Annotated in this window: 17 protein-coding genes and 2 riboswitches; all 17 genes read right to left on the reverse strand. The window is 45.7% G+C overall.

Annotation, left to right across the window (positions count from 1 at the left end; translation table 11 throughout):
* Positions 1-100: 100 nt before the first annotated feature.
* Complete coding sequence (gene purF, locus AC07VD_RS19695; protein WP_003233947.1) at positions 101-1,531, reverse strand: amidophosphoribosyltransferase; 1,431 nt, start codon at positions 1,529-1,531, stop codon at positions 101-103.
* Positions 1,507-3,735, reverse strand: coding sequence for a phosphoribosylformylglycinamidine synthase subunit PurL (gene purL, locus AC07VD_RS19700; RefSeq protein ID WP_129092299.1), 2,229 nt, complete (start codon positions 3,733-3,735; stop codon positions 1,507-1,509). Before purL ends, purF begins: the two co-directional genes overlap by 25 nt.
* A complete protein-coding gene (gene purQ, locus AC07VD_RS19705) occupies positions 3,719-4,402 on the reverse strand; it encodes a phosphoribosylformylglycinamidine synthase subunit PurQ (protein WP_080529008.1) in 684 nt (227 codons plus the stop codon). The genes purL and purQ overlap by 17 nt, the downstream gene beginning before the upstream one ends.
* Positions 4,399-4,653: a phosphoribosylformylglycinamidine synthase subunit PurS gene (purS, locus tag AC07VD_RS19710; RefSeq protein WP_003219409.1), complete on the reverse strand. Its 255-nt coding sequence runs from the start codon at positions 4,651-4,653 to the stop codon at positions 4,399-4,401. The genes purQ and purS overlap by 4 nt, the downstream gene beginning before the upstream one ends.
* On the reverse strand, positions 4,646-5,371 hold the full coding sequence (gene purC, locus AC07VD_RS19715) for a phosphoribosylaminoimidazolesuccinocarboxamide synthase (protein ID WP_015252656.1): 726 nt from the start codon (positions 5,369-5,371) through the stop codon (positions 4,646-4,648). The genes purS and purC overlap by 8 nt, the downstream gene beginning before the upstream one ends.
* 73 nt (positions 5,372-5,444) lie before the next feature.
* On the reverse strand, positions 5,445-6,740 hold the full coding sequence (gene purB / locus AC07VD_RS19720) for an adenylosuccinate lyase (protein ID WP_003233955.1): 1,296 nt from the start codon (positions 6,738-6,740) through the stop codon (positions 5,445-5,447).
* A complete protein-coding gene (gene purK, locus AC07VD_RS19725; protein ID WP_024571649.1) occupies positions 6,737-7,879 on the reverse strand; it encodes a 5-(carboxyamino)imidazole ribonucleotide synthase in 1,143 nt (380 codons plus the stop codon). The genes purB and purK overlap by 4 nt, the downstream gene beginning before the upstream one ends.
* Complete coding sequence (gene purE, locus AC07VD_RS19730; RefSeq protein ID WP_003244134.1) at positions 7,872-8,360, reverse strand: 5-(carboxyamino)imidazole ribonucleotide mutase; 489 nt, start codon at positions 8,358-8,360, stop codon at positions 7,872-7,874. Before purE ends, purK begins: the two co-directional genes overlap by 8 nt.
* A 141-nt stretch (positions 8,361-8,501) precedes the next feature.
* Positions 8,502-8,603: riboswitch (purine riboswitch) on the reverse strand.
* 79 nt (positions 8,604-8,682) lie between these two features.
* Positions 8,683-8,880 (reverse strand): NETI motif-containing protein, encoded by a 198-nt coding sequence (locus tag AC07VD_RS19735; protein ID WP_003219403.1) that lies wholly within the window; start codon positions 8,878-8,880, stop codon positions 8,683-8,685.
* Positions 8,880-9,434, reverse strand: coding sequence for a DUF2179 domain-containing protein (locus AC07VD_RS19740; RefSeq protein ID WP_015482896.1), 555 nt, complete (start codon positions 9,432-9,434; stop codon positions 8,880-8,882). The genes AC07VD_RS19735 and AC07VD_RS19740 overlap by 1 nt, the downstream gene beginning before the upstream one ends.
* Before the next feature lie 213 nt (positions 9,435-9,647).
* Positions 9,648-9,815: a Fur-regulated basic protein FbpA gene (locus AC07VD_RS19745; RefSeq protein ID WP_003244066.1), complete on the reverse strand. Its 168-nt coding sequence runs from the start codon at positions 9,813-9,815 to the stop codon at positions 9,648-9,650.
* A 158-nt stretch (positions 9,816-9,973) separates the two neighbouring features.
* Entirely contained in the window at positions 9,974-10,777 is an 804-nt protein-coding gene (locus AC07VD_RS19750) for a DUF6574 domain-containing protein (protein ID WP_014479057.1), read from the reverse strand.
* A gap of 227 nt (positions 10,778-11,004) precedes the next feature.
* The gene (gene pbuG / locus AC07VD_RS19755) at positions 11,005-12,327 is read right to left on the reverse strand and encodes a hypoxanthine/guanine permease PbuG (protein WP_086343532.1); all 1,323 of its coding nucleotides are present in this window, start codon (positions 12,325-12,327) and stop codon (positions 11,005-11,007) included.
* Positions 12,328-12,462: 135 nt separating this feature from the next.
* Positions 12,463-12,564: riboswitch (purine riboswitch) on the reverse strand.
* Between the two features lie 143 nt (positions 12,565-12,707).
* Positions 12,708-14,249: a glutamine-hydrolyzing GMP synthase gene (guaA, locus tag AC07VD_RS19760; protein WP_024571783.1), complete on the reverse strand. Its 1,542-nt coding sequence runs from the start codon at positions 14,247-14,249 to the stop codon at positions 12,708-12,710.
* A 162-nt stretch (positions 14,250-14,411) separates the two neighbouring features.
* Positions 14,412-16,619, reverse strand: a complete 2,208-nt coding sequence (locus AC07VD_RS19765; RefSeq protein WP_494721957.1) for a DUF4129 domain-containing transglutaminase family protein — start codon at positions 16,617-16,619, stop codon at positions 14,412-14,414.
* 21 nt (positions 16,620-16,640) lie between these two features.
* Complete coding sequence (locus AC07VD_RS19770; RefSeq protein ID WP_494721958.1) at positions 16,641-17,837, reverse strand: DUF58 domain-containing protein; 1,197 nt, start codon at positions 17,835-17,837, stop codon at positions 16,641-16,643.
* The gene (locus AC07VD_RS19775; RefSeq protein WP_181218463.1) at positions 17,837-18,799 is read right to left on the reverse strand and encodes an AAA family ATPase; all 963 of its coding nucleotides are present in this window, start codon (positions 18,797-18,799) and stop codon (positions 17,837-17,839) included. Before AC07VD_RS19775 ends, AC07VD_RS19770 begins: the two co-directional genes overlap by 1 nt.
* Positions 18,800-18,886 lie beyond the last annotated feature (87 nt).

The following is an 18,886-nucleotide window of genomic DNA, read 5'->3' on the forward strand; positions in this document are numbered from 1 at the left end:
TATTCACTCCTTTAAGGCGCTTTTCAAAATATCTCCCCGAAAGAGGGCAGAAAGAGAAAGGCAGCCGAACTGCGCTGCCTTTTATGTCATTTTTCAAGTTTTATTTGGTTAATACTGCTTCTTTTACGTGAGGAAGCACTGTATCCTGGTAAATTTCAGTCGGATATTTTCCTGTAAAGCAAGCGAGACACTGTCCGCAATTCGAGTCATCGTATTTTCTGCCGATGCCTTTCAGCAGCCCTTCCACACTCAAAAATGAGAGGGTATCGGCTCCGATTTCCTGACGGATTTCTTCAACAGAATGCGAAGACGCGATTAATTCTTCATGTGTGGAAGTATCAATGCCGTAAAAGCACGGATGAGCGATCGGCGGTGAACTGATTTTCACATGCACCTCTGTCGCACCCGCTTCTCTAAGCATCGTGACAATCCGGCGGCTAGTTGTTCCGCGTACGATAGAGTCATCCACCATCACGACGCGTTTGCCTTCCACAACCCCGCGCACCGCTGACAGCTTCATTCTGACGCCTTGCTCACGCAGAGCCTGGGACGGCTGAATAAACGTTCTGCCAACATAACGGTTTTTGATTAAGCCAAGCTCATACGGAATGCCTGTTGCCTCTGCATAGCCGATCGCCGCTGAAATACTGGAATCCGGAACCCCGGTTACGACGTCAGCTTCAACTGCGGATTCCTGAGCCAGCATTTTCCCAAGGTTTTTACGGGCACTGTGCACATTAATACCGTCAATATTGCTGTCTGGTCTGGAGAAATAAATGTACTCCATGCTGCAAATGGAACGATTGATATTCATGGAAAAACGCTCTGATTTCATGCCTTCATCATTAATGATCAGCATTTCCCCCGGCTCTACCTCGCGAAGGTACGTTGCGCCGACGACGTCAAATGCGCATGTTTCTGATGCGACCACATAAGCATCGCCCATCATGCCGATGGATAGCGGTCTCAGCCCGTTCGGATCAAGTGCGACAATCATTTCTGTTTCGGTCATGATCAGGAACGCGTAGGCGCCTTTCAGCATAGAAAGCGAGTTTTTAATTTGATCCTTCAGCGTGAAGTGTCCGCTTCTTTTGATCAGGTGAGCCAAAACCTCTGTATCCGAAGAGGTTTGAAAGATGCTCCCTTGATTTTCGAGCTGCTGCTTCAGCTGAGTGGCGTTGACAAGATTTCCGTTATGAGCAAGCGCCAGGCTGCCGTTGTTTTGGGAACGGAAGAGTAGCGGCTGAACATTTTCGTATCCGCCGCCTCCAGCCGTTGCGTACCGAACGTGCCCGATAGCGCCTTTTCCCTTTACTTTGCTGAGTTCGCCATTTTGAAATACTTCAGTGATCAGCCCTTGGCCTTTGTGAGCCGTCAGCTTTTCACCGTCAGTCGCTACGATGCCCGCACCCTCCTGTCCTCGGTGCTGAAGGCTGTGGAGACCGTAATACGTGATCTGCGGGGCTTCTTCATGTCCCCAAATCCCAAAAACGCCGCATTCTTCATTTAAGCCTTTGATTTCAGCAAGCATGGGATAGCTCCTTTCCATACGCGTTCAAGCTCTTTCGTTTGCGCATGAATCATTTGTTGTCCATCTTGGCTTTGAATCACCAGAATTCCGTCAGCTGTTACCTCACCAATATGAACCGCATCTTTGACAGCTGCTTCAAACGCTGCTTGATGTTCTTTTTTCACTGAAACGACGAAGCGGGATTGAGATTCAGAGAATAATAACGCCGCTCCCCCTTCTACAGTCACATTAGCGCCAAGGTTTTCCGTCGTCATGACACTTTCCGCAATCGCTACACCTAAGCCGCCTTCAGACACATCATGCGCAGATTGAACGAAGCCTTTTTTAATCGCGTCAAGCAGTGCTTTTTGACGAGACAGCTCTACATCAAGATCGATTTGCGGGGCTTTGCCGTAAATACGGCCTTCTGTCATTTTTTGCAGCTCGCTTCCGGCAAACTCTGGTTTTGTTTCGCCGATCACATATACGAGATCTCCCGCTTGTTTGAAATGCTGTGTTGTAATGTGTGCTGTATCTTCAATTAAGCCGACCATGCCGATAACAGGTGTCGGATAGATCGCCGTGCCGTTTGATTCGTTATAAAGCGATACGTTACCGCCGATAACCGGTGTGCTGAGAACATTGCACGCTTCGCTTATGCCGTCTGCCGCTTTTTCGATCTGCCAGAAGATTTCCGGCTTCTCCGGGTTACCGAAGTTAAGGTTATCTGTGACCGCAAGCGGTTCTGCGCCTGAGCAAATGATGTTGCGCGCTGCTTCAGCGACAGCAATTTTCCCTCCGACTTCAGGATCAAGATAGAGATAACGCGCGTTACAGTCTGTCGTCATAGCCAGCGCCTTTTTCGTTCCGCGGATTCTGAGAACACCAGCATCAGACCCAGGAGCGACAACTGTATTCGTACGCACCATGTAGTCATACTGATCATAAACCCACTCTTTACTCGCAATCGTCGGCTGCTGAAGAAGGGCCTTCAGCGTTTCATTCGCATCTTCAATTTGCGGAGCCGGAACGTCCGTTTCCAAAAACTCGCGATAGTAAGCAGGCTCTTGAGAAGGCTTATGGTAAACCGGTGCTTCTTCTGCCAAGGCATCAACAGGCAGCTCGCACACAACCTCTCCTTTGTGTGTCAGGCGAAGCATTTTATCATCTGTCACATGTCCGACAGAAACCGCTTCAAGATCGTACTTGTCAAAAATATCGATGATTTCCTGCTCACGTCCGCGCTCAATAACCAAAAGCATCCGTTCTTGTGATTCAGAAAGCATCATTTCATACGCGGTCATGCCTGTTTCGCGCTGAGGAATCAGGTCAAGGTTCATTTCAATACCAGAACCGGCTTTACTTGCCATTTCTGCACTTGAGCTTGTTAAACCGGCAGCTCCCATATCCTGAATGCCGACTAAGGCGTCGCATTGGATAACTTCCAGACATGCTTCAAGCAAAAGCTTCTCCATAAACGGATCGCCGACTTGGACAGCAGAACGCTTTTCTTCAGACGAGTCTGACATTTCTTCAGAAGCAAACGTAGCGCCGTGGATTCCGTCACGCCCTGTTTTCGCTCCTACGTACATTACTGTGTTGCCGACACCCTTCGCCTGGCCTTTTTTGATGTCTTCATGGTTGATTAAACCGACGCACATTGCGTTGACGAGCGGATTTCCTTCATAGCTGCTGTCAAACTGCACTTCTCCGCCGACTGTCGGGATGCCGATACAGTTGCCGTATCCGGCGATACCCGCTACTACTTCTTCAAACAAGTACTTCACGCGGGGTGAAGTCAGTTCACCAAATCGAAGAGAGTTCAATACAGCGATTGGACGGGCACCCATTGAGAATACATCACGAATAATTCCGCCTACGCCAGTCGCAGCGCCTTGGTAAGGCTCGAGAGCTGATGGGTGGTTATGTGATTCAATTTTGAACACAACCGCTTGGTTATCACCGATATCAACGATTCCGGCGCCTTCCCCCGGCCCCTGCAGCACACGCTCGCCGCTTGTCGGGAATTTACGCAGAATCGGCTTTGAGTTTTTGTAGCTGCAATGCTCAGACCACATGACAGAAAAAATTCCGATTTCTGTGTAGTTCGGCAATCTTCCAAGAATGGATTCTATCAATGCAAACTCATCATCACTGACACCCATTTGCTGATACAGTTTCTCTTCTTTTATTTGTTCTTTACTTGGTTCAAGCAGTAGTGACATGAGTTTCCCTCCAATTTTTCACGATAGACTGGAACAATTTAAGACCGTCGGCGCTTCCAAGCAGTTCATCGACCGCGCGCTCAGGATGAGGCATCATGCCTAATACGTTGCCTTTCTCATTGACGACACCGGCAATGTCGCTTACACTTCCATTGATATTAGATCCGTATGTGAAAGCAATTTGATTGTTTTCCTTTAATGAAGCAAGCGTCTCGTCATCACAATAGAAATTTCCTTCACCGTGGGCAACCGGGATTGTAATCGATTGTCCCTTTTCGTAGGAAGCTGTGAATAATGTTTCGTCGTTCTGAACAATTAATTCAACCGGACGGCAAATGAACTTCAAATCTTTGTTGCGTCTCATTGCACCTGGCAGAAGACCAAGCTCCTGTAAAATCTGGAATCCGTTGCAGACGCCAAGAACGGGTTTTCCTTCAGACGCTGCTTGTTTGACAGCTGGCATAATATTCGCAAATCGGGCGATAGCGCCGCATCTCAAGTAATCGCCGTAAGAAAACCCTCCCGGAATTAACACACCGTCGAATCCGTCAAGGCTTGTTTCCTCATGCCAGACGTATTCCACTTCATGGCCAAGCTCATCCTTTACAGCATGATACATATCGATATCACAGTTGGAGCCGGGTAACACAATCACCGCAAATTTCACTGTGCGACTACCTCCTCAACCTCATATCTGTAATCTTCAATCACTGTGTTCGCAAGAAGTTTTTCGCACATTTCTTTCACTAGCACGTCAAGATCACGGTCAGATTTTTCAATGGTAAGCTCCATGTATTTCCCGATGCGCACATCTTGAACTTCGTTGTAAGTCATACTGTGCAAGGCATGCTGGACAGCGCTCCCTTGTGGATCTAGTACACTTTCTTTTAAGCTGACATAAACTTTTACTTTATACATGATGAATGCCTCCCAGTCTTTTGAAAATCTCTTCGTATGCGTCGGTTAAGCTTCCCAGATTGCGTCTGAATAAATCTTTATCCAGCTTTTCGTTCGTGTCTTTATCCCACAAGCGGCATGTGTCAGGAGAAATTTCATCCGCCAAAAGCACTTGCCCTTCTGCATCTAAACCGAATTCAAGCTTGAAATCTATTAATCTGACATGACAATCGTCGAAAATGCTTTGAAGCTCTTCATTTACTGTTTTTGTAATGGACTTAATGGTTTCTACCTGCTCAGGAGTCGCTGCTTTCAAAAGCCAAATATGATCTTCTGTGATGAGCGGATCACCCAGCGCGTCATCCTTGTAGTAAAACTCGATAATCGGCTGCTCAAGCTCCGTGCCTTCTGGAATGCCGAGACGTTTGGACATGCTTCCTGCCACAACATTTCTGACCACGACTTCAAGCGGCACAATCGTTACCTTTTTAATGAGCTGTTCCGTTTCCGAAATGCGCTCGATAAAATGATTGTTAATGCCCTTTGCATGAAGGTGTTTGAAAATTAAGCTTGAAATCTCGTTATTTAAGCGCCCTTTCCCGCTGATTTCTGCTTTTTTCTCGCCGTTAAAGGCAGTGGCGGAGTCTTTATACACGACATACAGCGTGTTTTCGTCATCGGTTTTGTAGATCTTTTTTGCTTTTCCTTCGTATAAAAGTTCATTCTTCACAATATTCACGGAAGGCCTCCTAACCCGAATGTTGGGAATTTTCAAACTGCGGCGGCTTAGAAGAAGCCGCTAAAAGCTTCTTCTATGCTAAACCTAAACGTTCAAAGATCAGATCAACATTTTTCAGATGGTAATTGTAATCAAAGCAGTCAGCAATTTTTTCTGGAGAAAGACGTGACGTGATTTTCTCTTCCGCTTCAACAAGCTCGCGGAACGGCACTTGTTTTTCCCACGCTTCCATTGCTTTCGGCTGAACAGTATCATAGGCTTCTTCACGAGTCAGGCCTGTGTCAATCAAAGCAAGCAGCACACGCTGAGAATAGATAAGGCCGAGAGTGCGGTCCATGTTGCGCTTCATGTTTTCCGGGAAGACCGTTAAGTTCTTCACGATGTTGGAGAAGCGGTTCAGCATGTAGTTCAGCGCAATTGTCGCATCCGGAAGAATAATTCGTTCTGCTGAAGAATGAGAAATATCGCGCTCATGCCATAATGGAACATTTTCGTAAGCTGTCATCATGTAGCCGCGGATTACGCGCGCCATGCCTGTCATGTTTTCAGAGCCAATCGGATTTCGTTTATGCGGCATTGCAGATGAACCCTTTTGCCCTTTCGCGAAAAATTCCTCTACTTCACGTGTTTCACTCTTTTGCAGTCCGCGGATTTCCACAGCGAATTTCTCGATGCTTGTCGCGATCAAAGCAAGTGTTGCCATATAGTCAGCATGGCGGTCACGCTGAAGGGTTTGAGTGGAAATCGGTGCTGCTTTCAATCCGAGCTTCTCACAGACATATTGTTCAACAAATGGATCAATGTTCGCATATGTGCCGACAGCGCCGGAAATCTTTCCAACCTCGATGCCTGCTTTCGCTTGTTTGAAACGCTCAAGATTACGTTTCATTTCTTCATGCCAAAGCGCAAGTTTTAAGCCGAAAGTTGTAGGCTCAGCGTGTACGCCGTGCGTGCGCCCCATCATGACTGTGTATTTATGTTCTTTCGCTTTTTCTTTTATAATGTCAACAAATCTCTCAAGATCCTTGAGCAAAATATCGTTTGCCTGTTTTAATAAGTAGGAAAGAGCCGTATCAACAACGTCAGTTGACGTTAAGCCGTAATGCACCCATTTTCTTTCTTCGCCCAGTGATTCGGATACAGCGCGCGTAAAAGCGACAACGTCATGGCGCGTGTCCTTTTCGATTTCTAAAATGCGGTTGATGTCAAATGACGCGTTCTCACGCATAACTTTTACATCTTCTTTCGGAATGACGCCAAGCTCCGCCCACGCTTCACAGGCAAGAATCTCTACCTCCAGCCATGCTTGAAATCTGTTTTCATCCGTCCAAATCGCGGACATTTCAGGTCTTGAATAACGTTCGATCATTCTGCTTGTCCTCCGTCTCTATTCATCCATTTATTTGTAATCTCCTGAATCCATTCGTCTTCAGGCTGCTTCATAAATGTAATATGCCCCATTTTGCGGCCTTTTTTGATTTCATGTTTTCCGTATATATATAGCTTTGCCTCTTTTAAAAGCTCCGGGTCTTCCTCAACAAGCTTTACTTCATCGCCGAGAAGATTCACCATCATGCCCGGCTTCAGCAAATCTGTCTTCCCAAGCGGAAGCCCGCATACCGCTCTGATATGCTGCTCAAACTGGCTCGACTCGCAAAGGTCCAGCGTATAATGCCCAGAATTGTGCGGTCTTGGCGCCAGTTCATTGACCAAAAGCTCTCCGTCCTCTGTCAGGAACATCTCAACAGCAAGCGGTCCGACAAGGTTAAGCTCATCTGCAAGCTTAACTGCGAGATCAGCAGCCTTCTGCTGAATCCCTTTCTCTACCCGTGCGGGCACGATGCTTTGGAAAAGAATATTGTTGTGGTGAATGTTTTCAGCTGTCGGAAATGTTGAAATTTCACCGTTTACCGATCTAACGACGATCACCGACAGTTCCATTTTAAAAGAAACCCAGCTTTCAAGAATGCAAGTTCCGTGTTCTAACAGAGCGGCTGCCTGCTCCATTTGCGCCTCTTCTTTTATCACAAATTGGCCTTTGCCGTCGTACCCGCCGCGACATGTCTTCAGAACTGCGGGTAACCCGAGCTCCTGTACCGCCTGTTTCAATTCATTCTTTGTTTTGACGATGCTGTACGGTGCGACTTCACAGCCCGCGGATTGAATTGCTTTTTTCTCTGTTTCACGGTTTTGGGTAATGAGCAGCAGCTCACTTCCTTGCGGGAGATACGCATGATCTTTTAGCCAATGCAGCGCATCATAGTCGATGTTTTCAAACTCATATGTGATGATATCGCTGATTTCAGCCAATTTTCGAATCGCTTCACGGTCATTATAATGAGCGGTAATTTCGACATCCGCAACCTGCCCGCACGGCGAATCTTTCACCGGATCAACGACCGCGACTTTATACCCCATTTGTTTGGCGGACACAGCCATCATTTTCCCAAGCTGGCCGCCGCCGATAATGCCGATTACAGCTCCCGGATAGATGATTTGTTTAGACAAGCTGATCACTGCTTTCTAACACTGTCTGTTTTGTATTTTCTCTTCTCTCATCCAGCTTACGGGCAAGGTCTTCGTCAAATGCTGACAAAATTTGCGCCGCTAACAGGCCTGCGTTCACAGCACCCGCTTTGCCGATGGATGTTGTCGCAACAGGCACGCCTCCAGGCATTTGGACGATGGAAAGAAGTGAATCCATTCCGTTCAGCGCCTTGGACTGAACCGGAACTCCAATGACTGGCAGTGTTGTTTTCGCAGCCGTCATCCCTGGCAGATGCGCTGCTCCTCCGGCACCGGCAATAATCACCTTGATGCCTCTTTCTCTAGCAGTTTCAGCATATTCAAACATGAAATCAGGCGTCCGGTGAGCGGAAACGACCTTTTTTTCGTACGGAACATTGAGTTCGTCAAGTATGTCGCATGCGTGTTTCATTGTCTCCCAATCGGAAGTGCTTCCCATGATGATTCCTACTAGCGGCTGCATTCTGTTCCCCACCTTCTAATGCTTTTGTTTTCAGAAAATAAAAAATACCCGCTCTGCATTGCACTTATGAGGAAGCAATACAAACCGGGCATGGTACATGTATCGTCAGTCGTTCGCTTCTGCGATATATCCATGTCAGTTTTATCGATCACTTTCCTGCATAGTCCGGCAATTTACGGTTGCCGGGTAGAAACTTATGGGCCATATTCCCAAGATTATATGAGGTCGTGTTTTGATTTCATGTTTATCTTAACAACGGACATGGATAATGTCAACGATATTATCGAACGATACAAAAATTCATTCTACTAATGTTCGTGTTTTAGATCAATTTCCCTTCAAATACGATTTTTTTCCCGCACGGAACGATCTGAATTGACCCATTTTCCTTTTTTTCCATAAAAATAGGCTCTTCCATTCGCCTTACAGGCAGATATCCTTCTTCTTTCATTTGCTGAAGCACCGCATCAATCGTTTGCTGCTCTGTCACTTCAAACTTTTTCTTCTTCGGCTTTGCCATTATTCTTTAATTCTCCTCTTCTTCACCGCTTTGACCCAGAAGCCGCCGTGGATTGTTTTTGGTTCGTACGCAATAATAAAGGCTTTTGAATCAAGTGTTTTAATCGTATCATATAGCTGGAGTTCATATTTTCTCGGCGTCAGGATCTGAAGGGCTGTGCGGTCGCCTTCAAGCCCGCCTGCCACCCAATTTGTCACGCCGTAGCCTTTTTCACGGAGCTGCTTCGGAAGATCAAGATCGAGCTCCTTCGTAATCACATTGACCATAATATAGCCAAGCGCCAATTTTTCTTCTATTTTCATGCCGACAATTACGCCAAGACCGTAACCGAGCGCGTACGCGATCACATTTTGAATCTGGTCTAAGTTATCGAGCACCAGACTCAGCCCTGTCACATAAACCAGTATTTCAATCGTACTGATGCCGGCCGCTAAATAACGCTGTCCTTTCAGCGTTAAAATCATTCTTATCGTAAAAAATGACACATAGACAATATTAATAATGAGAATTATGAGAACCATGGCTATCCCATTTGATAAGATGGTTTGCATCATTTTATTCATCCCCCTACTCTTCAGCTTGCACAAAGCATTCATATTCTACTAGAGAAATGAGCCGTTTACAATCAGCTTCGCCCGTAAGCTTAAGCAAAATATTTCGACATGCTTTTATGAGTTGAACAGTAGTAGTTTACCCTCTTTCTCGCCTTTTCAAAATCAAAACAAAAAAGCCCGCTTTTCAGCAGACTCACCTCTTTATATCTATTGTCAGATCTCTTTTTTCATTTTCTGAAGGGACTTGTATTCTTTCTCAAGCTCACTCAGCGTGTAGTCAGCAAGCTGTTCCCCTCTTCCTTGATAAAATTCCGAGAGCAGTAATTTGGTTTTTAAAAATTGCTTCTTTTGATTAATTGCTCGGCGAAGCACATCAGCCATGTCCATCATCCTCCTTAAACATAAAGGTTTTTGCGCTGGACGTTTTCAGCATTTTCCCCATCATACACGGGTTAATCCTACAAATCAACTATGTTTTTTAGATATATTTGTAAAAAGTGTGACATAAAAAAACCGGCTAGGATTAGCCGGTTTTTTCATTAAAGCGGAATCAGCGACGCCGTAAAATATTCCGAAATAAAAGGCCAAGTCACTGCCGTAAACAGCAGCGCTATCGCAACCACTGCAAATACACAATAGATATAATCAATTGGTGCATCTTGTGCCGCCTGGTACACACGCTGTACATACAGCGCGATGATAAAAAAGATGGAAAACAAGATCAGCACCGTAAACAGTACTGTCAGCATTGGGATATTTACGATCGCAAAGATCAGCCAAAGGATTGAAACAGCAATTACGGGTACAAGCAATGAACCCAATACGGCAGCCGCTTCTCTGAACGTCACCTTCTGCTTCATCATATAGCGGGAGACAGCCCATATAGCAAAGACCATTACCGCGAAAAAGATCAGCAAATACACAAGAACAACTAAAAACCCGTCATAGAAAGCATGATGGCGTTCTCCGAAACCGAGCGGCCGATTCCAGCTTGCCTTTAACTGAAACCAATTCCCAATTGAAAAAATGATACTGAATATAAGCATTGAAATCAGACCGTACTTATAATGAGAAAAACCATCCGTTACGACAGTTTTCGCCGGAGATTTTAAAATCGAGAACGCAAAACCGCAATATCTGTTGATGGCTGCCCAAACAGACGCAAGCTTGTCTTTAACAGTTGATTCACCGCGTTCCTGGCGCGGTTTCTGCTTTTGTTTTTGCTTCTGCTTGCTTTGCCGGCTCGCCTTTCTGGACATTCTCGATAGCGGTTCTTCATCTGCATCTATTCTTTCACTCTGGTTAATTTCTTCTTCAAACGTTTCTTTTCTTTCTTCCGTCATGTCAGCAACTCCTATCAAAAAAATACGGCGGAATACCATTCAGCAAGAAAATAAAACACTTATATAAGGTACCGAAGCCTTCCTGAACAGTCAAGTCATTTCCATTTAAGTAAAATTTCCATTTAAGTAAAGCATGGCGGCACATCTACATGACGGTATATCGTATGAAATGGTTTTATCTTTTGCAACAAAAAAACCAGCTGCCGGTGCAGCTGGTTTTTCAATTCTTATTTTAAGAAGATAAAGTACAGGATAAATACGACAAACAGCCCGTACATGATTGGGTGAACCTCTTTTGCTTTTCCTTTGCACACCATTGTAATCGGATAGAAAATAAATCCGATGGCAATACCAGTCGCGATGCTGTACGTTAACGGCATCATGATCATGGTAAGGAAAGCAGGAACGGCCACTTCGAACTTATCCCAAGCGATTTTGCCAAGCGGCGCCACCATCAATGCACCAACGATAATAAGCGCCGGCGCTGTTACATTTGACGTAACGACTGATAGAAGCGGAGAGAAAAACGTAGCCAGTAAAAAGAGAATCCCTGTTACAATTGCGGCAAATCCTGAACGGGCACCCGCAGCGACACCTGAGCTTGATTCCACGTAAGAAGTTGTTGTAGACGTACCAAGCACGGCACCGATCACAATAGAAGATGAATCAGCTAAAAGCGCACGGCCCGCACGCGGCAATTTGTTTTCCTTCATTAAACCAGCTTGTGTTGCCACAGCAACAAGTGTACCAGCTGTATCAAAAAATCCGACAAACAAGAATGTTAAAATAACGATCAGCATTTGTACAGAGAAAATATCCGGGAGGTGTATCCACGCTTGTCCGAAAGTCGGCGCAAGGCTTGGCACACTGCCGATAATTTGAGTCGGAACCGGAACCAAACCGAAAATCATGCCGGCTACCGCTGTTAATAGCATCCCGATAAACACGCCTGCGTTCACGCGAAGCACCATTAAAATAACCGTGACAATCACACCGAAAATCGTTAACAGCACAGGACCGCTGTGAATGTTTCCGATCGTGACGAGCGTAGAAGGATTTGCAGTAATGATTCCTGAGCCTTGCAAACCAACGAATGTAATAAACAGGCCGATCCCCGCACCGACTGCCAATTTCAGCTCAGGCGGAATGGCGTTGATGATTTTTTCACGAAAACCTGTTAAAGAAAGAGCAACGAAAATAAGACCTGAAATAAAAACACCGGACAAAGCTGCCTGCCATGAAATACCCATACCAAGGACAACAGAAAACGCAAAAAACGCGTTCAGCCCCATACCCGGCGCAATGGCAATCGGATATCTCGCTATTAATCCCATTAAGATACAGCCTGCTGCAGACGCCAGCGCTGTCGCCGTAAAGACCGCACCCTGGTCAATTCTCAGCGCCTCCGGAAAATCTTTCACGCTGTCCAAAGCAAGCGTAATCGGATTGACGAACAAAATATATGCCATAGATAAAAAAGTCGTTAATCCGCCAATGATTTCATTGCGATAGCTGGTGCCCAGCTCATCAAACTGAAAAAACGTTTTCAAGCTATTTGACTCCCTTCACTCTTTGCTATTTATTCTGTCCTGAAAACGCCAAATAAAAAACGCCCCAATACATTTTGGGACGCTTGACTACAGACGGATTTCAGTTCGAATAAATAAACGTGTTTTATTTATATCAAACGAAAGAAATGTTTACGTAGTCAAGCCATTTACGGTAGCTTGGTAGAGACTTGCGAGCCATATTCCCGCGATTATACGAATTCATCTTATTTGATTTCTGTGTCTATTGTACCAACTTCATTTTGAAAAAACAATACAAAAAGCGAACAATAGTCACACAAAATCGGATTTTGTTCGTAATAAACAAATAAAACCATCTTCCCGGCAAAATTGCCAAAAAGATGGTTTCCATTAATTGATTCTTATTCCCACTCAATCGTCGCAGGCGGCTTACTTGTAATATCGTACACCACGCGGTTAATGTGCTTCACTTCGTTTACGATACGTGTCGAAATGACTTCAAGCACATCCCACGGGATACGCGCCCAGTCAGATGTCATGCCGTCGATTGATGTAACGGCGCGGATTCCGATTGTGTAATCATATGTTCTTGCGTCACCCATAACACCAACGCTGCGGATGTCAGGTAGAACAGTGAAGTATTGCCAGATATCACGCTCTAAGCCGTGATTTGCAATTTCCTCACGCAAGATTGCATCTGATTCACGAACGATTTCAAGTTTTTCTTCTGTTACTTCGCCAAGAACACGGATTCCGAGTCCCGGTCCTGGGAACGGCTGACGCCATACGATTTCATCCGGAATGCCGAGCTCTGTGCCAAGCGCGCGCACTTCGTCTTTGAAAAGCGTGTTTAACGGCTCGATCAGCTCAAACTGCATGTCTTCAGGAAGTCCGCCGACATTGTGGTGAGATTTGATCGTTTGTGCCGTTGCTGTACCGCTCTCGATGATATCTGTGTAAAGCGTACCTTGTGCAAGGTAGTCGATGCCTTTGAGCTTGTCCGCTTCATCATCGAATACGTAAATGAATTCATTACCGATGATTTTGCGTTTTTGCTCAGGATCAGAAACGCCTTTTAGTTTATCTAAGAATCGATCTTGTGCGTCTACTTTAATCACGTTCATGTTAAAGCCTTCGCTGAATGTTTTCATAACACCCTCAGCTTCGCCTTTACGGAGAAGACCATGGTCTACAAAGATACAAGTCAGCTGGTCGCCGATCGCTTTATGAATCAAAACAGCAACAACAGAGGAATCAACGCCGCCGCTTAGCGCGCAAAGAACCTGTTTGTCTCCGACCGTTTCACGGATTTTTTGCATTTCGATTTCGATAAAGTTCTCCATTGACCATTCGCCTTCGCATTCGCAAACACCGAATACAAAGTTTTTCAGAAGATCATTGCCGTATTCGGAGTGGCGCACTTCCGGGTGGAACTGAACGCCGTACCATTTTTTGTCTGCTTTGCTCATTGCTGAGTTCGGGCAGTGATGGCTTGTCGCGTCAACAGTGAAGCCTTCAGGAACTTCTACAACCAAATCGCCGTGGCTCATCCAAACCACTTGTTCATTCGGAAGATCTCTGAACAAATCAGGTGTGCCTTCGATGTGGATGTTTGCTTTTCCGTATTCACGCTGGCTTGCCGCTTCAACTTTACCGCCAAGGTAATGAGTCATCAGCTGCATGCCGTAGCAAATTCCCAAAACAGGAATATCAAGCTCGAAGATTTTCTCGTCACAGCGGAAAGAATTTTCATCATACACACTGTTTGGACCGCCGGATAAAATAATTCCTTTTGGATTCATTTTTTTAATTTCTTCAGCCGTCAATGTATGTGGATGCAGCTCGCTGTATACACCGAATTCACGGATACGGCGTGTAATCAGCTGGTTATACTGACTGCCGAAATCAAGGACAAGAATCATTTCATTCACTAACTTTGTCATGGTTGTCACCTAATCTCCTCTAAGTTTTTTGACACAGAAAAAAACGAGGACAGATATGAAGCTCGCTCCGCCCTCTTTGGCAAGGCCGTTTGCCGGAGTCAGGCCAACTCGCTCCCAGACTCCGATAATATTCACTAATTCTAACAACACGTCGATAAGTGGTCAAGACCATCTTCTTTTAATTAAATTTTCCCATAACTCTCTCGAATCATTCCATAGCGCCGAAGAATCTTCATTTCTGTAAAGCGCCCTTTCATAGCTTAATGTCAGCTTTGACATGTCTTCTATGTCGTATTTTTCATCGATTCGTTTTGCATAATCACGCAGCGTTTCACTGTCTCGTTTCGGCAGTCCTTTTCTCTTCAGTTGTTTCAGCAGCGCGGCATATGCCTCAAAAAACGCGTGCTGATCGCTGCGCCGCTTCAATTTCCTCACGGCGAAAACAGGAATCCATAACGAGCGGAAAACATACAGCAATACAGCTGCCACCAGGAGGACTGCAAGAACCGCAAGCGCTGCATACAAGCCCGCACCGGCATTGGTATGCGAAGCGGACGGCTTTTTAGAAACAGCTGGGTCCCGCTTTTCCTTTTGTTTTTCCTCTTTTTGCGGCTGTTTTTTCTCTTCTTTCTGTTTTGCTTTCTTCGGCGAGCTGCTGTTATCGCTGCCGGAGTCCTTTGTGTCAGAAGAAGTAAATTCAGCCGGATTTGTAAACCCTTTAGTCGGCTCAAATGTAACCCAGCCCTGTTCCGGGAAATACACCTCTACCCAGGAATGGGCATTGTTATTTGTCACTTCGTAGATGTTGCCATTTTTGTTTCCTGCTTCTTTGTATTCGCCGGACGTATAACCCTTTACCCAGCGGGCCGGAATCCCGGCCGAGCGCAAGAGCACCACCATGGCGGAAGAAAAGTTATCACAATAACCCATTTTCGTTTCAAAGAGAAATTGATCGACATAATCTTCATCATTCTTAGGAATGGTCACGTTTTCTGTTTCATATGTGAACGCATTTGACCCTAAATAGTCCTCAACCGCTTTCACCTTATCAAACATATTGTCGTGATCCTGAGTCAGTTTGATCGCAAGGGTTCTCACCCGCTCTGGCAGTGAATCTGGAAGCTGCATGTAGCGATCGCTGAATGTGTACTCCTCACTGTTTTTTCTCACTTTTACCTTTCTCAGTTCATCCAGCTTATAGACCGGGGAATTGTACGTTACAGTATAATTCCCCATATTTCTGATTTCACCGGCTTGTTCACTGATCGGAGAAATTTGCTCCGTGTTGCCGTTCATTTCAAGTGAGACAGCCTGCTTTGGCTGAATGATTTCCGCACCAATCGGATACATCAGATGGTTATACCCGTAGTGCTTATCGACTTTTACACGGACGGTGCGGCGCTCTGTCGCAACCTTATGGTCAAACCACAGATTTTCAACTTTTCCATTGCTAAGCTGATACGACATGCCTGTGTCTGTTTCAATCCAGCCTTTCCCGGTATACGTATCCTTCGTTTCCACACGGAAATACGTACGCTCTTTTCCCTGCCATGTAAAAACAGGTGTAGCATCCTGCTGGAACGGGCCGCCGAGTGATTCATCATGATTCCCGTATCCGATTTTGCTTTCCCCTGCAGACACGCGGTCTTGATGAGTGATTTTTTTAAGAAAAGGCACCGGATCAGGCCAGGCTGGATCTGATTTTGGAGCGGCGAGTCCGAATCCCGTTGCAGCCAAAACCAATACAGATAAAGGAAGAAACCATTTCAGGACAGATGTTTTTGGCAGTGTGATTCTTTCCATCAGCTTAATGCGCTCCAAGTATAAAAGGCCCAGCATAAAGAAGCCGATCAGCACGATACGGATGACGGCAAAAGTAGCATCATATGGCGTAAAGGTATCAAGAATCGTAATATACGCTACTGTCATCATAAAGAAAAACAAAATTCTTCTCTGGTAAATCACCCAATAATGCAGGAGATAGACCAGCAGCCACAGCAGCACAAAAAACAGCAGGGTCCGAAATGAAGGAATCATGTCATTCCATTGCCCAGATTGAATCAGCGTGATATTCAGATAGACATCCTGCAAAAAAGAGCTGACCCAGCTCAAGTCGAATATAGATCCTTGATAAAACAGGATGTGTATCGAGATCAATGTAAATATGACACAAAAAGGAACGGTGACAAACCACCTCATCCTGAAAAAAGTCAGCAGAAACGTCAAACCGATAAAGACACTAAAAAAGCCTGTATGTTTCGTTTCATTAAAACTGTCAAGCGGCCTGAGCCACTCCCACAGCAATAAAAAAGCCAGAAAATAAAATAACAGCAAGCTCAAACGGCTTCCCTTGTGATCATCGTGCGGCATGTGAACCAGTCACCTCTCTTTCTAAACAACACGCGAAACTCGCCCGCCCCTCATGACCCGAACTCTGATTTGGCGTTTCATCATGCGTTCAATCATGACATTTTCAGCTTGAGAGAGCTCAGCATCTTTCTCTTTTGCCAGTATCACCGTAACCCGGCCGCCTCCTATTTCTGCGAGGTGCAGCATATCTTCCGTTAACTGTCCCGTGACAACAACTTGATCAGCTTGGCGAACAGATGGCTTTCCCAGCTCTTCCCGTGCATATCGGCTTATCGGGTCTGCCGCATCACAATGAGCGATGGCTAAATGCCGAAGCATGTGCTTAAAATGCTGATCCCCTTCCTGAATAGGGAAAATGTTTTTTTCCTTCCCGATGGAAGCCAGACCAGCACCCGCGCCGTTTTTTAAAACAGAATGAAGAATCGAAGCTGTCACTGAAACGACCTCTTCGAATGCGTCTGAGGAAAAACGGTCCATCAGCAGAAACAGATTTTTGCTGCGAGAAGGCTCAAATTCCTTCGTCATCAGCTGGCTCCGCCGTGCAGAGGTCTTCCAATCTAACGCAGCAAACCGGTCTCCCGGCTGATAATTCCGCACACTTGCTGCGACTGAGGAATGGTGCTGATGAATAGGAGAAGAACCGCTTACACCGTCTTCCTGATGCCTCTCATTCACCTGATAGGAAAAACGCTGAAAGAATGGATAAACAAACAGGGTATCATCCAGCTCAAAAAATGCTGTTTTTTCAATCAAGCCAAGAACATCCCCGGTTCGCACCCTGACAGAATGAAAGTGATGCTCTCCGCGCGGTATCCGAGCTAATTCATAGGACATCGTCATGCTCCGTTTAAACCAAGGAAAAACGAGCCGTTTGGCCGCGGTTTCGTCTCGGTTGAAGGACTCAATTCCTTCTGGCAGGCAATCTTCAATTACCATATACATCAGGGGAAACGGCAGCTTCCTTCTCAGCGTAACCGTTACGCCCAGCCTGTCCCCGGCATGCGATTGTGTTTTATCCATTTGCCGTGAAGCCTGAAAAGAACGGAGCGGATACAAGGCCAGCAGCCCGGCATACAAGACAAAAGGGAGAAACGCGTAAAACAAAAACCAGCTGACAAAGCCGCCCTGAAACATCGCATAAGAAAAAACAGCAGCCGTCAATAAAGTTAATATAATCAGCTTCCAACCATATACGAGCCATTGCCATTTCTTATTCATCAGCGGACCGACGACCTTTGAACCGGCACCTTCACAGCTGACATGATCTCCCTTACGATCGCTTCTGCCTGAATCCCTTCAAATTTTGCCTCAGGATGAAGCATCATCCGGTGCGGCAGCGTGAAAGGAACTAAATATTGAATATCATCCGGGATGACATAGTCGCGATGATGCAGCAGCGCGTATGCCTGTGCCGCTTTCATGAGGGCGATTGAGCCACGCGGACTGACGCCTAATTGAACAGAAGGATGCTGTCTCGTTTTCTGCACGATTTCAACGATATATTCCTTAATACTGTCATCAACACGGACATTTTGCACTTCCCGCTGTAAACGGATGAAGTCTTCTTTTGCAATAACCGGCTCAAGTGTCTCAATCGGATGGCTTTTTTCCTGAAGAGATAAGACGTCAAGCTCTTCATTAAAGGACGGATAACCCATCCGAAGTTTGAATAAAAAACGGTCAAGCTGGGCTTCCGGCAAAGGATAGGTTCCTTCATATTCGACCGGGTTTTGCGTTGCCATCACAAAAAACGGAGCGGCAAGCTGCATCGTATGGCCATCTACCGTGACGCTTCCCTCTTCCATCGCTTCGAGCAAAGCCGACTGTGTCTTCGGAGAGGTACGGTTGATTTCATCGGCCAGCACGATATTTCCCATAATCGGGCCGGGACGATATTCAAATTCCATCGTTTTCGCATTATAGATAGATACCCCTGTTACATCAGATGGCAGCAAATCCGGAGTGAATTGGATTCTTTTGAAATCGGCGCCGATTGACTTTGCCAGCGCGCGAACCATCATCGTTTTTCCGACTCCGGGTACATCCTCAAGCAGCACATGCCCTTTGGCAAGAAGGGCTGCTAAGCTGAGTATGGCGATGTCTCGTTTTCCAACCATTACTCTATTAATATGTTCAACTGCTTTCCCCAGCAAAGGATGCAGGTCTTCTTGATATGCCATTCTTTTCCTCCTAGTCATCTACAAAATTCATCATAATGTAACCTAACTTTACCACAAAAAGCAATCTGTATAAAAAAACGATTCTAG

Source organism: Bacillus sp. GW821-FHT01G09 (genome assembly GCF_059422205.1).

What these genes read in the sequence shown, in the direction of transcription:
- guaA (WP_024571783.1), bottom strand. Translation starts at nt 14,249, where the DNA reads ATGACAAAGTTAGTGAATGAAATGATTCTTGTCCTTGATTTCGGCAGT.
- purS (WP_003219409.1), bottom strand. Translation starts at nt 4,653, where the DNA reads ATGTATAAAGTAAAAGTTTATGTCAGCTTAAAAGAAAGTGTACTAGAT.
- purE (WP_003244134.1), bottom strand. Translation starts at nt 8,360, where the DNA reads ATGCAGCCGCTAGTAGGAATCATCATGGGAAGCACTTCCGATTGGGAG.
- AC07VD_RS19750 (WP_014479057.1), bottom strand. Translation starts at nt 10,777, where the DNA reads ATGACGGAAGAAAGAAAAGAAACGTTTGAAGAAGAAATTAACCAGAGT.
- AC07VD_RS19735 (WP_003219403.1), bottom strand. Translation starts at nt 8,880, where the DNA reads ATGGCAAAGCCGAAGAAGAAAAAGTTTGAAGTGACAGAGCAGCAAACG.
- purB (WP_003233955.1), bottom strand. Translation starts at nt 6,740, where the DNA reads ATGATCGAACGTTATTCAAGACCTGAAATGTCCGCGATTTGGACGGAT.
- purL (WP_129092299.1), bottom strand. Translation starts at nt 3,735, where the DNA reads ATGTCACTACTGCTTGAACCAAGTAAAGAACAAATAAAAGAAGAGAAA.
- AC07VD_RS19770 (WP_494721958.1), bottom strand. Translation starts at nt 17,837, where the DNA reads ATGAATAAGAAATGGCAATGGCTCGTATATGGTTGGAAGCTGATTATA.
- AC07VD_RS19775 (WP_181218463.1), bottom strand. Translation starts at nt 18,799, where the DNA reads ATGGCATATCAAGAAGACCTGCATCCTTTGCTGGGGAAAGCAGTTGAA.
- AC07VD_RS19740 (WP_015482896.1), bottom strand. Translation starts at nt 9,434, where the DNA reads ATGATGCAAACCATCTTATCAAATGGGATAGCCATGGTTCTCATAATT.
- purF (WP_003233947.1), bottom strand. Translation starts at nt 1,531, where the DNA reads ATGCTTGCTGAAATCAAAGGCTTAAATGAAGAATGCGGCGTTTTTGGG.
- AC07VD_RS19765 (WP_494721957.1), bottom strand. Translation starts at nt 16,619, where the DNA reads ATGCCGCACGATGATCACAAGGGAAGCCGTTTGAGCTTGCTGTTATTT.
- AC07VD_RS19745 (WP_003244066.1), bottom strand. Translation starts at nt 9,815, where the DNA reads ATGGCTGATGTGCTTCGCCGAGCAATTAATCAAAAGAAGCAATTTTTA.